Origin of the sequence: Oenococcus alcoholitolerans, assembly GCF_051852995.1 — a bacterium.
GTDB lineage: Bacteria > Bacillota > Bacilli > Lactobacillales > Lactobacillaceae > Oenococcus > Oenococcus alcoholitolerans.
The window spans coordinates 1,480,332-1,495,094 of record NZ_CP176042.1 but is presented as its reverse complement, the minus strand read 5'-3'; the positions used below and the strand labels follow the sequence as shown (position 1 = coordinate 1,495,094).

The 14,763-nt window shown below is 40.8% G+C and carries 11 protein-coding genes, 2 tRNA genes and 1 pseudogene; 13 read left to right on the top strand and 1 reads right to left on the bottom strand.

The genetic code is table 11. From position 1 onward, the window contains the following. The first annotated feature begins 13 nt into the window (after nucleotides 1-13). From pth to lysS, 9 genes are all read left to right on the top strand, one after another. Entirely contained in the window at nucleotides 14-583 is a 570-nt protein-coding gene (gene pth / locus ACKP2L_RS08090) for an aminoacyl-tRNA hydrolase (RefSeq protein WP_439425342.1), read from the top strand. 2 nt (nucleotides 584-585) lie between these two features. Continuing rightward, nucleotides 586-4,146, top strand: coding sequence for a transcription-repair coupling factor (mfd, locus tag ACKP2L_RS08085; protein WP_439425341.1), 3,561 nt, complete (start codon nucleotides 586-588; stop codon nucleotides 4,144-4,146). Further along, a complete protein-coding gene (locus ACKP2L_RS08080) occupies nucleotides 4,133-4,417 on the top strand; it encodes an RNA-binding S4 domain-containing protein (protein ID WP_439425340.1) in 285 nt (94 codons plus the stop codon). The genes mfd and ACKP2L_RS08080 overlap by 14 nt, the downstream gene beginning before the upstream one ends. Before the next feature lie 108 nt (nucleotides 4,418-4,525). After that, the gene (locus ACKP2L_RS08075; RefSeq protein WP_439425339.1) at nucleotides 4,526-4,960 is read left to right on the top strand and encodes an FtsB family cell division protein; all 435 of its coding nucleotides are present in this window, start codon (nucleotides 4,526-4,528) and stop codon (nucleotides 4,958-4,960) included. A 21-nt stretch (nucleotides 4,961-4,981) separates the two neighbouring features. Further along, the gene (gene tilS, locus ACKP2L_RS08070) at nucleotides 4,982-5,887 is read left to right on the top strand and encodes a tRNA lysidine(34) synthetase TilS (RefSeq protein ID WP_439425338.1); all 906 of its coding nucleotides are present in this window, start codon (nucleotides 4,982-4,984) and stop codon (nucleotides 5,885-5,887) included. Between the two features lie 51 nt (nucleotides 5,888-5,938). After that, the gene (hpt, locus tag ACKP2L_RS08065; protein ID WP_439425337.1) at nucleotides 5,939-6,487 is read left to right on the top strand and encodes a hypoxanthine phosphoribosyltransferase; all 549 of its coding nucleotides are present in this window, start codon (nucleotides 5,939-5,941) and stop codon (nucleotides 6,485-6,487) included. A 38-nt stretch (nucleotides 6,488-6,525) separates the two neighbouring features. After that, nucleotides 6,526-8,658: an ATP-dependent zinc metalloprotease FtsH gene (gene ftsH / locus ACKP2L_RS08060; RefSeq protein WP_439425336.1), complete on the top strand. Its 2,133-nt coding sequence runs from the start codon at nucleotides 6,526-6,528 to the stop codon at nucleotides 8,656-8,658. A 163-nt stretch (nucleotides 8,659-8,821) separates the two neighbouring features. Continuing rightward, nucleotides 8,822-9,721, top strand: a complete 900-nt coding sequence (hslO, locus tag ACKP2L_RS08055) for an Hsp33 family molecular chaperone HslO (protein ID WP_439425335.1) — start codon at nucleotides 8,822-8,824, stop codon at nucleotides 9,719-9,721. A gap of 41 nt (nucleotides 9,722-9,762) precedes the next feature. After that, nucleotides 9,763-11,262, top strand: coding sequence for a lysine--tRNA ligase (lysS, locus tag ACKP2L_RS08050; protein ID WP_439425334.1), 1,500 nt, complete (start codon nucleotides 9,763-9,765; stop codon nucleotides 11,260-11,262). A gap of 51 nt (nucleotides 11,263-11,313) precedes the next feature. Here the strand turns inward: lysS and ACKP2L_RS08045 are convergent, their stop codons facing one another. After that, nucleotides 11,314-12,669 carry an MFS transporter gene (locus ACKP2L_RS08045; RefSeq protein ID WP_439425333.1) on the bottom strand — a complete coding sequence of 452 codons (1,356 nt, stop codon included), beginning with the start codon at nucleotides 12,667-12,669 and terminating at the stop codon, nucleotides 11,314-11,316. Between the two features lie 159 nt (nucleotides 12,670-12,828). Between ACKP2L_RS08045 and ACKP2L_RS08040 the strand changes: the two genes are divergently transcribed. The 4 genes and pseudogenes from ACKP2L_RS08040 (at nucleotide 12,829) to ACKP2L_RS08025 (ending at nucleotide 14,762) form a co-directional block, all read left to right on the top strand. Then, a tRNA-Asn gene (locus tag ACKP2L_RS08040) sits at nucleotides 12,829-12,901 on the top strand. A gap of 54 nt (nucleotides 12,902-12,955) precedes the next feature. Beyond that, a tRNA-Thr gene (locus tag ACKP2L_RS08035) sits at nucleotides 12,956-13,028 on the top strand. Nucleotides 13,029-13,082: 54 nt separating this feature from the next. Then, nucleotides 13,083-13,655 (top strand): annotated as a pseudogene (locus tag ACKP2L_RS08030) (carbohydrate ABC transporter permease); the annotation flags it as partial. Nucleotides 13,656-13,730: 75 nt separating this feature from the next. After that, the gene (locus ACKP2L_RS08025) at nucleotides 13,731-14,762 is read left to right on the top strand and encodes an LLM class flavin-dependent oxidoreductase (protein WP_439425332.1); all 1,032 of its coding nucleotides are present in this window, start codon (nucleotides 13,731-13,733) and stop codon (nucleotides 14,760-14,762) included. Nucleotide 14,763 lies beyond the last annotated feature (1 nt).

The window sequence follows — 14,763 nt, the reverse complement described above, 5'->3', positions numbered from 1 at the left end:
ATAATAGATAGGCATGAAAATAATCGTAGGTTTGGGGAATGTTGGCCAGCAGTATGCTAATAATCGTCATAATGCTGGTTTTTTGGCTTTAGATATTCTCTCTGATAAATTAAATTGTTCTTTTTCTCTTAAATCGGATCTCCATGCTTATCTGGCAGCTGCTTTTTTTGGCGGTCAAAAAATTTATTTGGTCAAACCGACAACGATGATGAATGATTCCGGTATTGCCGTAAAAGCGGTCATGTCCTACTTCAAAGCAGAAATAAAAGATCTGATAGTTATCGTTGATGATATCGATCGCGATTATGGACAGATCAGGATCAAGAAATCAGGTCTTTCCGGCGGCCATAATGGTTTGAAATCGATCGAATCGGCGATCAAAAGCGACAAGTACATTCGTATCAGGATCGGTACAGGCCGCCCTGCACATCAGGCTCAAGCTGTTATAAAACATGTTTTAGGTGATTTTACTGCTGAGCAGATGGAATTGGTCAGACCGCGTTTGCAAGATGCCGGTTCTGCTGCACTGGATCTGGTTTCAGGAGCAGCCTTTAACCAAGTTACGAATAAATATAATAATTGATTATGCAGCCCTTAACGGATTTTCAAAGTAAAACAAAATTTATCGATCAATTGATCGAAATGCAAGATAAAAAAGCCGCATCGGTTTTGATCACAGGTTTGAATGATAACCCTAAACCTCTGATCGTTGCGGCTCTTTTTGAGCAGCTTAAAAAAGAGGGCAAACATAAAAATCTTCTTTTGATCACAGATACAGAATTCAGGGCTGATCAGTTGACTAATAATCTTGCCTCGCTGATCGATGAAAATGATGTTTATCAGATCCGTGCAGAAGAATCCTTGGCTACTGAAACTGCGGTCGTTTCCAAAGATAGCGATCTTTCCAGGGTTTTAGCTTTACGCGCTCTGCAGTCTGAGCGGCAAGTTTTGATCATTGCTCCGCTTTCGGCACTTTTACGCTATTATCCGCGGCCGGATATTTTTAAACAGGCTGTTTTCACGGTAGCTGTCGGCAAAAACTATACATATGAGGACTTAAGCCGCAAATTAGTAGAAATGGGCTACCATAAGACTGCTGTTACAGCTAATCCGGGCGAATTTTCTGTTCGCGGCGAAATATTCGATCTTTATCCGATCAATCGTTCTGACCCCTTGCGTCTTGACTTTTTTGATGATCAATTGGAATCTATCAGGACGTTTGATAGTGATAGCCAAAAATCCTTAAAGAAAATAGATCACGCTGACGTCATGCCGATCTCTGATTTTATTTTGCCTAGTTTTCAATTCTCTAGTGCAGCAGAACGGTTGAAACGAGCCTTTTTAGATTATCGAGACAGCCTTAAAGGCGCCGATAAAAAGAAGATCACGACTTTTTTTCAACCGCTTTTGCAGGATCCTGCAAAGTCGGCAGCGGCTCATCAGCTGGCTCCTTTCACACAATTTTTTTTGGATCGGAATCTTTTTGATTATTTACAAAAAGATGATCTTATTCTGATCGACGATTTTGCACGTATCAAGGATCAACAGAAAATCCAAGAAGAAAAAAATGCGCAGTGGATGGCCGAAAAATTAGCTGATTTTAAAATGCTGCCGGATCAGCATCCGCAAATAGATGCAGTCAGTCTTCTGAGAAAACTAAAAATCGATCGTGAATCAAAACAGTTATCGTTTAAAAATCCGCGAATATTTCTCAGTAACTTAAAACGATCTTTAAATGACTTAAGGTTCAGTGATTCGATCGATCTTTTAACGCGGCCGATGCAGAAGTATTTTGGCCAAATGCCTGTCTTGAAGGCGGATATCGAATCGTTTAGCAAACGCGGGTTCACGGTCGTTTTGACTGCTTTTAACCAAGAACGCTTATTGTCTTTGCAGCGGACTTTGCATGATTTCAAAATGAATTATGCGATCACTGACCACGTTCTCTTAGGTACGGTCCAATTACAGCAGGGAAGTTTGGTAAACGGCTTTGAACTTCCCTTTGAAAAATTAGCGGTTATCACAGAAAGCGAACTGTTCGCTAAAGCACATAAAAAAGTCATTCATCATCAGACCTTTTCGAATGCCGAAAGGATCACTAGCTACTCTCAATTGAAAGCGGGAGATTTTGTCGTTCATGTTAACCACGGGATCGGCCGCTTTCAGGGACTGGTCACCTTGGAAGCAAACGGCGGCCGCCAGGACTATCTTTCGATCGCTTATGCGCAAAATGCAAAAATATTCGTTCCAGTGACTCATTTGGACCTAGTCCAAAAATATATCGGGGCTGCAGACGGCAGTCCAAAGATAAATTCGCTTAATTCGACGGAATGGGCCAAGACTAAGCATCGGGTCGCGACCAAAGTTGAAGATATCGCTGATGATCTGATCGATCTATACGCTCAAAGAGAAGGAGAGGTCGGTTTTGCTTTTTCTCCCGATGATGAGCGGCAACGCCATTTTGATGATAACTTTCCTTATCCTGAGACTGTTGACCAGCTTCGCTCTATTAAAGAAATAAAAGAGGACATGGAAAGCAAACGGCCAATGGACCGCCTTTTGGTAGGCGATGTTGGTTTTGGTAAAACAGAAGTAGCTCTCAGAGCTGCTTTTAAGGCGATCGAAAATCATAAACAAGTAGCTTTTTTAACTCCAACGACCATCCTAGCTCAGCAGCATTATCAAACTGCTTTGGAGCGCTTCAGTGATTTTCCTGAGGTCCAGATCGCAATGCTCTCTCGTTTTAACACGCCTTCACAAAATAAAGCAGTGATCAAAAAACTAAAAGACCATCAAATAGATATGGTGATAGGAACGCATCGCTTGCTGTCCAAAGATGTTTCTTTTGATGATCTTGGTTTTTTGATCATCGACGAAGAACAGCGTTTTGGCGTTAAACATAAGGAAAAAATCAAGCAGATGCGTGCTGATATCGACGTTTTGACTTTAACCGCCACGCCGATACCGCGAACTTTGAATATGGCTTTGGTCGGAGCGCGTGATCTTTCGGTGCTGGAAACGCCGCCGGCAAATCGTTTTCCGATCCAAACTTATGTTATTGAAGAAAATTGGCCGGTCGTAGCTGACGCGATCGAAAGAGAAATGTCAAGGGGCGGTCAAACTTTCTTTTTGCATAACCGAGTTCAAGATATAGAACGAACTGTGGCCGAAGTCCAACGGATCGTACCAGAAGCTAATGTTGGTTATATTCATGGCCAAATGACGGAAACACAGCTGGAAAACGTCCTTTCTGATTTTCTGGACGGTACCTATGATGTTTTAGTCACGACCACGATCATTGAAACGGGTGTTGATATTCCTAATGCTAATACTTTGATCGTTGAAGATTCGCAAAGGTTTGGTCTTTCTCAACTTTATCAATTAAGAGGCAGGATCGGCCGGTCTAATCGTTTGGCCTATGCTTATTTCACTTATCCCGGAGATCGACAGCCGACAGAAGAGGCACAAAAACGTCTTGAGGCTATCCGTGATTTTACTGAATTAGGATCCGGGTTTAAATTAGCAATGCGTGATCTTTCGATCAGAGGAGCCGGCGATATTTTAGGCAAACAGCAGCACGGTTTCATTGATTCGGTCGGTTATGAACTTTACCAGCAGATGTTAAAAGATGCTGTATCTGCCCGAAAGAATAAAGAAAAACCATATCCTAGGTCAAATGCTGAAGTCGTTAGCGATCTGCAGGCTTTGATACCGGAAAAATATATTTCTGACGGTTCTTTGAAAATCGAGATGTATCAACGCATCAGGAAATCTCTTACGGACAAGCAAGTCGATGAAAGCCGACAAGAACTAGTTGACCGTTTTGGACCGATTCCTGATGAAGTCGATAATCTCTTTACTTTGGTTGCTTTGAAAAATGCAAGCGATCTGGCCAAAGTTGAAAATATCCACGTTGATAAAAAGACTGCGGTGCTCGTTTTTGATCAGAAAGCAAGCGCTATATTGGGCGGCGAGCTTATATTTAAAACTTTGCAAGCCCTTAAAGAAAAGGCCCGTGTCAATGCTTTGGATAAAAAATTGCAGCTGAAGATCATTTTTTCTGGGGATAATGAAACCAAAAATATCGAAGAAACAACTAATTATTTGAAAACTGTTTATAAGGAGCTTAAAAGTGCGATTAGATAAATATTTAAAGTTAAGCAGATTGATCAAAAGACGCAGCCTTGCTAAGGAATTTGCGGATCAAAAACGTGTTTTGGTCAACGGGAAAACAGCTAAGTCCTCGACCAATATTTCGATCGGCGATACCTTGGTACTGTCGTTTGGTACCAAAATATTAACTGTTAAGATCACTTCGACACCTGAAGTCGTTAAGAAAAATGACGCAGGCGAACTTTACGAATTGATTTCTTCTCAAAATCGCTCTCAAGGTCGATCTGATGATGGCTATAATTAAATAAAAATTAGTTTTTTCCTAATTTTTTGATAATAAATGTTAAGATTTTTTAGCTTTTTTCTTAAGAAGTTTAAACTTAAGCTTTACTATGCGATATTGAATTTATAAATGTCAGATGGAACGGTAAGAAAATTTAAGACCGATCAAAGTACACAAAGCAGTCGGCGGCCGCCTTTGTATCTGCTCGACGATCAGTCAGAGAAAAAAATCAGGGCCGCTTCTGGGGCAAACAAAGCACGAGAACGGCACTATAAACGTCAAATAGCCCATCGACGGATCACTATCGCTGTTATTGGGTTGGTTTTGTTTTTTATTTTTTCATTTAATTTAGTCAATTCAACGATGCGTTTTTTCAGTGCAAACGCTCAGCTAACGACTGTTAACGATCATTTGGCCAAAGTCAAAAAAGATAATCATGATCTTCATCAAAATCTTAATAATCTAAAAGATCCGGACTATCTAACAAAAGTTTTACGAGAGAAGTACCAGTATTCTAAAAATAATGAAATCATTTTTAAATTTGGAAATTCGGACAATCAATGATCGTACGAGGTTATTCATATCATGAAAAACCTTGAAAGACAATTTCAGCTTAATGTTCAAACAAAGAAACTTTTTGCCGGTAATGATAAGATCGTTTTGGCTATTTCCGGCGGAGCAGATTCGACAGTTTTAGCGCGATTATTCATAAAATATTTAAAAGATCCGGCCGGTCATTTGATTTTGGCACATGTAGACCATGATCTGCGCAGCGATTCCTTTTTAGAAAAGGAATTGATAGATAAACAGTTCGCTAAGTACCATGTAAAAATTTTTCATACCAAATGGCCCAAAGCCGATCATCCAAAAAGGGGTGTTGAGGCGGCTGCAAGAGATTTTCGTTATGATTTTTATAAAAAAATAGCTGCTCAAGCTGGTGCCAAAAGAATCGCTCTTGCTCATCATGCTAACGACCAGGCTGAGACAGTCTTATTAAAAATCATTCGCGGTGCCGATTGGAGCACGGTTGCTTCGATGTCTTGGAGCAGGCCCTTGTTCACAGATTCGGATATCCAAGTTATCCGGCCGTTATTGAATGTACCTAAAAGCAGCATCTATGCGTATGCCCGCCAGCAAGGTCTGCAATGGATAGAAGATCCCAGCAATCAAGATCCGGCTTATACGAGCCGCAATCAAATCAGGAATGTTGTTTTACCGGCTTTAGAAAAGATCAATCCTGATGCCGTTTCTAATATTGCTGATTTTTCTCGGCAGATAGCCGATCTGAAAAACGATCAATTGATCGAGATGCTGAAAATATGGATAAATGATCAGAAAAAAAATTTGCCGATCAGCCGCAGACAACTGGAAGAATTCAAGCAGTTGTTAGATAATAAGGAGAAGGCTCATGGTCAGATACAATTGGCTGATGACCAGATATTGGTCAAAAACAAAAAGGAAATTTATCTAAAAAAGAAAGGTACATTTTAGTATCACATTAATTTGGTATAACCGTTTTTGTGATAACATAAATACAATCAAATGAGTGAATTAGCAGACCCCCGTTTCACAAAAATCCTACATAATCATCAAGAAATAGAAGGCGCAGCCAAAAGGATCGCCGCCAGGATAGATCAAGATTATGCAGGAAAAACCCCCGTTATGGTCGTTGTCCTGAAAGGGGCGGTCATGTGGGCAGGTGACCTTTTCCGAAACATAACCAATGACATTGAGATGGACTTTATAGACATCGCCAGCTATCATGGCGGGATCTCTTCTAGTAATAAGATAACTTTGCGAACCGACCTGACGACCGATGTTAAAGATCGTGATGTCATAATCGTTGAAGACATCGTTGATACCGGTCTATCGTTACGATTTTTAGAAGATCTATTGAAATCCAGAGGAGCACGCTCTGTTCAAACTGCTACAATGTTGAATAAAAAGGCTGGACATAAGATAGATGTTAGTGCAAAATATGTCGGGTTTGAGATAGATAACGAATTTGTTGCCGGCTATGGACTTGATTATCAGGAAATTTGGCGCAACCTTCCATTTATCGGTGTCGTTAATCCAGAAATATACTCATAAATGTTAAAATAATTAATTAGTGTAAGCGAGGCTTATCCATGCAAAATAAAAACCGAGGATTCTTCCGTAATTCCATATCTTATGCACTGATTTTTCTAGCGATCATATTTTTGATTTATAGTTTTTTCGGTCGCGGAGATAGTAATGTACGGCAGATCTCATCTACGACTTTTCTTCGTGAATTAAGACAGGGAAGAGTTAAAAATATAACCATCCAGCCGAATACTAACGGTGGTGTATATACCATCAGCGGTGAATACAAGCGTCCGCAAAGATCTAATAACAGTAATAATAATTCCGCGGTTTCTTTGATATCGGGCTACCAAGTATCTGCTAATCGTTTTACGACTAATATACTGCCTAACGATTCAAGCGTAACAGAGGTAACTCGAGCTGCCCGAAGTGCTAATGTAGGCTACAATACTCATCCGGCCCCTTCTGATTTTTGGGGATCTATCATTTCGATGACATTACCGACCTTGATACTTTTCGGTTTGATCTATTGGATGTTCGCCGGAAGCCAGCGCGGCGGTCAAGGCGGCAGCGGCGGTCCTGGCGGGATCATGAGCTTCGGCCGGTCTAAAGCAAAACCTTCTGATCCTAAAAATAATAAAGTCCGTTTTGCCGACGTTGCCGGTGAAGAAGAAGAAAAACAAGAACTTGTTGAAGTTGTTGAATTTTTGAAAGACCCTAAGAAATTCACTCGATTAGGTGCCCGTATACCAAAAGGTGTTTTGCTTGAAGGACCTCCGGGAACTGGAAAAACTTTGCTGGCGAAAGCTGTCGCCGGTGAAGCCGGTGTACCTTTCTTCAGTATCTCTGGATCTGATTTCGTCGAGATGTTCGTCGGTGTCGGAGCTTCTCGTGTACGTGACTTGTTTGAAAACGCTAAAAAAACCGCTCCATCGATCATCTTTATTGATGAAATAGATGCCGTTGGCCGCCGCCGCGGTGCTGGTATGGGCGGCGGTAACGATGAGCGTGAACAGACCTTGAACCAGATATTGATCGAAATGGATGGTTTTGAAGGTTCAGAAGGAGTCATCGTTTTGGCTTCTACCAACCGTTCTGATGTCTTGGATCCAGCCTTGCTTCGTTCCGGACGTTTCGATCGTAAGATACTTGTCGGCGCTCCAGACGTTAAAGGTCGAGAAGCTATACTGCGTGTTCATTCAAAGAACAAACCTTTGGCCGATGATGTTGACTTGAAGGTCATAGCTCAACAAACACCTGGTTTTGTCGGTGCTGATCTTGAAAACTTATTGAACGAGGCTGCTTTGCTGGCTGCTAGAAATGACCAAAAAGCAGTCACGGCAGCTGATATAGATGAAGCTGAAGATCGTGTCATTGCCGGTCCCGCTAAGAAAGACCGCAAGGTCACCGAAGATGAGCGTGAACGTGTTTCTTACCATGAAGCTGGTCATGCCATCGTCGGTTTGGTCATGAATGATGCGCAAGTCGTACGTAAGGTCACGATCGTTCCTCGTGGACGTGCAGGCGGATATGCTCTGATGATGCCTAAAGAAGAGCGTTACCTGATGACTGAACAAGATGCTAAAGAACGTCTTGCTGGATTAATGGGTGGACGAGCAGCTGAGATGATCATTTATAATCAAGCAAGTTCAGGTGCTTCAAATGATTTCCAACAGGCTACTCAGATCGCGCGGGAAATGGTTACTGAATACGGTATGTCTGATAAGTTGGGAATGGTCCAACTTGAGGGGAATGCCAACGCCTTCATCGGTGATCAGGCAAATCCTAATCCGCAATATTCCCAGCGTACTTCTGAATTGATCGATGAAGAGGTTCGTCGTCTGACCAATGATGCCTATCAACAGGCTGTAAAAATCATTAAAGAGCATGCAAAACAGCATTCTGCTATTGCACATGCCTTGCTAAAATATGAGACCCTTGATGAGGCTCAAATCAAGTCACTCTATGAAACGGGTGAACTTCCAAGCGAGTTGGCTGAGGATCAAAATAAGCCTTCGCATCCGCTTTCTTATGAAGAAACTAAGCAGGCTGCTGCCAAAAGGAATAATCAGTCTCAAAGCGATAATCCTTCAAATAATGATAGTCAAGATAAAACAGATGATAAATCTAATAATCAAGACCAGCAAAATAGTCAAGACGCAAATGATACAAGCGGTCCTGACAAGAATGATAATTGATCATTTATAAAACGTGTCTGTTGTTAATAGGCACGTTTTTATTATTTAAAATATTAATAAGTCATCGATTAAAACGAAGCGCCGTGCTTGAAAAATATCGAGTCTAATTAAAAAAATAAAGGAATGATATGTTTGATCAAAAACATATTTTTATAATAAACATATGGATTATCTAACAAAAAGTATTACCGAAAACGGCCATTTTCGCGCGTATGTGACCGATATGACTGAAGTTGTTGGCCAAAGCGCCAAAATGCATGCTGCTAGTCCGGACGCAACTGTTATCTTGGGCAGAGCTTTGATCGCCACCGCTTTGATGGGGACCTCATTATTAAAAGGCACTGATCAAATGCATATCAATATAAATGGTCGCGGGCCGATCGGACAAATCGTTACAGAAACAAACGCTCAGGCCCTTTTGCGAGGTTATGTGACCAATGCACAAGTTTCTTTATCACAGGCTGATCGAAAAAATGAGAGATACTCTAAATTGGTCGGATTGAATGGCACGATTCGCGTCACTAAAATGCAACCCGGAATGAATCCTTATAATGGGGAAGTAGGTTTAGCGACTGGTGAGATCGGCGATGATTTTGCCTTTTATTTAGCACAATCAGAACAGATACCAAATGCAGTTGGTGTATCTGTTTTCGTTGATTCAAAAGGCGAGGTTCAAAGTGCCGGCGGCTTTATGATCCAAACCTTGCCCGGGGCTGCCGAGAATGAATTGGACCTTTTGGAACAACATATCAAGAGGATGCCGAATATATCTTCGATGCTTTCTGAAGGATATAAGGCAGAACAGATCTTGGCTCAGCTATTCGGTAACAGCAGGCTTGATATATTGGATACGATTCCGGTAAAATTAGCACCAGAACTGCCAAAAAAATGGTATGCTTCTGCACTAAAAAGTTTGCCAGAAAGCGAGCTTAAGGCAATGATCGAAGAAGATCACGGTGCTGAGATCGTTGGTCGTTTTACTGGCAAAAAGTATCAATTCACAGAAGATGAATTGAGGCAGATCCTTTTGACGAAAAAAAATAGCGGTCCAGATAAAAAATAGTTTTGTTACACTTAGAAAGGTAGATTTTAAAAAGGGTTTATATGACAGAAAAAAAAGATAAAGAGATTAACGATCAAGTTAGAGTCCGGCTCCAAAAGATGCAGGCTTTGAAAAATGATTTGGGGATCGATCCTTTCGGTCATCGTTTCGATCGGGATTCTTTAGCTTCAGATATTCATAAATTTGCTGATGATAAAACTAAAGAAGAATTACAAAATCTTGCTAAGCACGTTGTGATCGCGGGAAGGATCATGGCAAAACGCGGTGCCGGCAAAATTATTTTTGCTGATATCAAGGATGTCAGCGGTACGATTCAGGTCTATGCACGCCGAGACGATTTGGCTGATAATTATGCTTTGATCCGTCGGGCCGATATAGGCGATATTCTTGGATTTTCAGGGACGCTTATGAAGACCGATGCCGGCGAGTCAACTATTTTAGTTGATAAAATAACCTGGCTTTCTAAGGCTTTGCGGCCGTTACCCGATAAATATCATGGTTTGACTGATATAGATACGCGCTACCGCAAACGCTATCTTGATTTGATCGCTAACCAAGATTCTTTTAACGTTTTCATCGAGAGATCTAAAATCGTTAAAGCTATTCGTGACTATATGGATTCAGCAGGATTTATCGAAGTTGAAACACCTATTTTGCAAAATTCTGCCGGCGGGGCTGCTGCAAGACCTTTCATCACGCATCATAATGCTCTAGATATCGATATGTATTTACGTATAGCAACAGAGTTATATCTGAAGCGTTTGATCGTCGGCGGTATGGAAAAAGTTTATGAGATGGGTCGGATCTTTAGAAATGAGGGCATGGATACTCAGCATAATCCAGAATTTACAACGCTTGAGTCTTATGCTGCTTACTGGGATCTTTCTGATGTGATGATCGAGACGGAAAATATCGTCAGAGCTGCTGCCCATGCTATCAATGAAAATGGTCTGATAACATACGGCGATCATCAGGTAGACATTGAAAAACCTTTTGCTAAAAAATCTATGACCGCGCTGATCAAAGAAAAGACGGGAATTGATTTCGATCAAAAAATGACTTTGGAACAAGCAAGATCATTAGCTGATGAGCATCAGGTAAAATATGAAGAGTTTTGGGGTGTAGGCCATATAATTTCTGAATTCTTTGATACTTTTGTCGAGAGTACCTTGATACAACCAACTTTTGTTTATCATTTTCCTTTGGAAGTAAGTCCATTGGCCAAAAAGGAAGATGATAATCCTGATTTTGTTCAACGATTCGAACTTTATATCGCTGGGCATGAGTATGCAAATGCCTTTACTGAATTGAATGATCCGATCGATCAGCGGCAGCGGTTTGAAAGACAGGTCGCTGAAAGAGAAAGAGGGAACGACGAAGCTGAATCTATCGATGAAGATTATATCGAGGCTCTTGAACACGGAATGGCACCCACTGGCGGCTTGGGCATTGGAATCGATAGATTAGTCATGCTTTTGACCAATCAAAATTCGATCAGAGATGTTCTTCTGTTTCCAACTATGAGAAATGATAGTAAATAAAAAATCCGTCCATTAAGGCGGATTTTTCTTTTATAAAAATAGTTCCTTCCATTATTTGTCTGATTTTATTCTCATAACTTCAAAGAACAAGATCGCTGCAAATACGGTACATACCAAAAAGCTTATCAGCATTCCGAAAATGGACACGGTTTTAGGTGCTGAAGCAAAAGTAAGCACTTGGCTAACGACCAAAACACCAATAACACCGGCTATTTGGCGGAAAGTAGTTACTACGGCTGTTCCGTGTGGTATCAAATCATCTTCAAGAGCGTCATTAGCATAAGTTACGGCAGGCATCATCATAAATGCATTGCCTGATTCTACTAGAGCCGCAAAAATCATTGCTAAAATTACTTGTTGAAGATAATTGGTGATAAATAATCCAGCGAATCCTCCTAATATCATGGTTGATCCAATCAGCATCGTGCGTTTTAAACCGAATTTCTTCAAAACTTTGGCAGAACGCCGGTTTAAAACACTAAGCAATGCTGCAGCCGGTACCATCGCCAAACCTGACCACAATGCCGGCATCAATAGAATTCTTTGAAAATAGAGCGGCATCAGTACCGTGGTCACGATCAAACCGATATAAGAACCAGCTGTTAAAAACATACCAAGCAAGAAGCGGCTGTTTTTTAAAACACGCAGATCCAACAGCGGATTTTTGATCGAGAATTGACGGTGAACGAAATATGAAAACAAAATTATACCGACTATCAAAACGATCAGTAATTGGTAATTAAAGGATCTTGTCATCGTCTGCAATGAATAAAGGATCATCAATAGACCGATCAGACTTACTGACGAAACAAAATCGAACTTATATGCTTCTCTTGGCATAACATCTTTAATAAAGATAAAAGCCAAAATAGTTAATAAGATCAGAATAAACAAAAAGAAAGCAAAGACAGCCTGCCAGTTGAATATTTGCAGCATGATACCGGATACGATCGGGCCGACTGCTAAAGCTGAACCCATTACTAGACCGACTTTTCCCATCGCTTCAGGTCTCAGCTCCTCTTTGGTGATCGATAATATGACCGATTGAAAGCTGGGAAACAATAGGCCGACGGAAACTCCTTCTAAAAGCCGTCCAGCCATTAAAATCAAAAAATTACCAGCATTGATAGCAATTAAAGTACCAATGATAAAAATTGCCTGCAAACCAATAAAAAAAGATTTAAAGGACATGTTTTTTAAAAACCATGGCGACAGCGGCATCATCAAGACCATTATCAGCATAAAACCAGTTGTTAGCCATTGAACACTGGCTATCGGAACTGAAAATCTGTGCATCAAAGTTGGATAGATCGTCGTCATTGATGATTGACTGATCGAAAATGTAAAGCTTGTAGCAAGCAGAACATAGACAAACCACTTTCTTTCTCTTTCGGATAATTTAGGCATTACTCCTCCTTAGATAATTGATTGTAAGTGTCCGAATAAAATTATAGACCACTTGTTCCCCCTGATGGACCGATCTGTTTTTTTATTCATTTAGCTAAAAACGATATTGACCTGAGTCTTAAAATACAATAAAATTAAGTAGTTGTGTAAAGACTATATTCCGACTTAGCTCAGTTGGTAGAGCGCCTGACTGTTAATCAGGTTGTCGTCGGTTCGAGCCCGACAGTCGGAGTCAACGGCCGGTCATCAATGGCCAGCCGTTTTTATTTCTAATATTTATCATTGAGCCGACTTAGCTCAGCTGGTAGAGCATCGGTATCGTAAACCGGGGGTCGACGGTTCGAACCCGTCAGTCGGCAAAAAACTCCAAGTAATATACTTGGAATTTTTTTATTTTGATTACCATAATCGTCCCAATGGCCGCTTACTCTATTAGTAGAAATATTTCTAAAAATAAAGCTTATTCATTAATGTATGCTTTTCTCATTTTAGGTATTTTCGTTCCTTTTCAAGTCATAATGATACCAATAACCGTTATGATGAGCCGGATAGGGCTGGCTAATATTTTTGGGCTGATTATTTTGTATTTAGCTTATTCGATCCCGCAAACTTTGTTTCTATATGTGGGTTATATCAAACTCAGTGTGCCTGAAAGTCTTGATGAAGCCGCTGAAATGGATGGGGCTGGAAAAACAACGACCTATTTCCGAATAATTTTTCCGTTATTAAAACCGATGCATGCTACTTGTTTAATAATCAACGCTTTATGGTTGTGGAATGACTTTATGCTTCCTCTCTTGATATTGAATAGAAGCTCTAGAATGTGGACGCTGCCGCTCTTCCAATACAACTATCAAGGCCAGTATTTTAGTGATTACGGCCCCAGCTTTGCTTCGTATGTCGTTGGAATTATAACAATAACCATTGTGTATCTTATTTTCCAAAAGAATATTATTTCTGGTATGAGCAACGGTTCAGTCAAATGATTCAGCAGGCTTGAAAATCTGACCGATTATCTATATACTTACTTAAAGTAAGTAATTTAGGAGTGCTATAAATATATGAATAAATTAACTTTTGGTTTGGATATATTTGGCGATATTCTTTTAAAAGATAACGGCCAGTTAGCAAGCGGAGCTCGATCGATCAGGCAGGTCGTAGAAGAAGGTATCCTTGCAGATCAGTTAGGGATAGATATTATTGCTTTAGGAGAACATCATCGTCCCGATTATGCCATCTCCAGTCCAGAAATGGTCTTAGCTGCTTTAGCAGAAAAAACGGATAATATCAAACTTTCTTCGGCCGTAACTGTTCTTAGTTCGGATGATCCGGTTCGTGTTTTTGAGCGTTTTTCCATTTTGGATGCACTATCAAATGGACGCGCGCAAGTTATCTTGGGAAGAGGTTCTTTTACGGAATCTTTTCCTTTGTTCGGTTACGATTTGGCCGACTATGAAGATCTTTTCGAAGAAAAAACAGCTCTTTTTAAACAGCTCTTGGCTGAAAAACCGGTTACTTGGCAGGGGAAATTGCGCCCGCCTTTAAAAAATGCTGATGTTTATCCAAAAACCGAAAGCGGTAAGTTAGAAACTTGGATCGGAGTCGGCGGATCGCCTGAATCGATAATCAGGGCAGCCAGGTACAGTTTTCCGGTTATTTTGGCGATCATCGGTGGTGATCCAAGCCGCTTCAAACCATATGTTGAGTTATATCATCGTGCTGCTGAAGAATTGAAAACCAAAGCTGGAGATATGGGTGTCCATTCTCACGGTGTGATCGCTGAAGATGAGGATACTGCAAGAAAAATAGCTTGGCGTACGATCAGAGCGATGCTGGATAAAATAGGTCGTGAACGCGGCTGGGCTGCAATGAGCAAAGAGCAGTTCGATCATGAGATAAAAACCGGTTCTTTATATGTTGGTACGCCTGAACAGGTTGCACAGAAGATCGCTAAATTGATAAATGATCTTGGTATTCAGCGTTTTGACCTTGTTTATGGGGCCGGCAATCAGACGTCAGCTGAACGTCTTAATACGATCGAGTTATATGGCAGCAAGGTCATACCGAGAGTACACGAATTATTAAAAAGGTGAG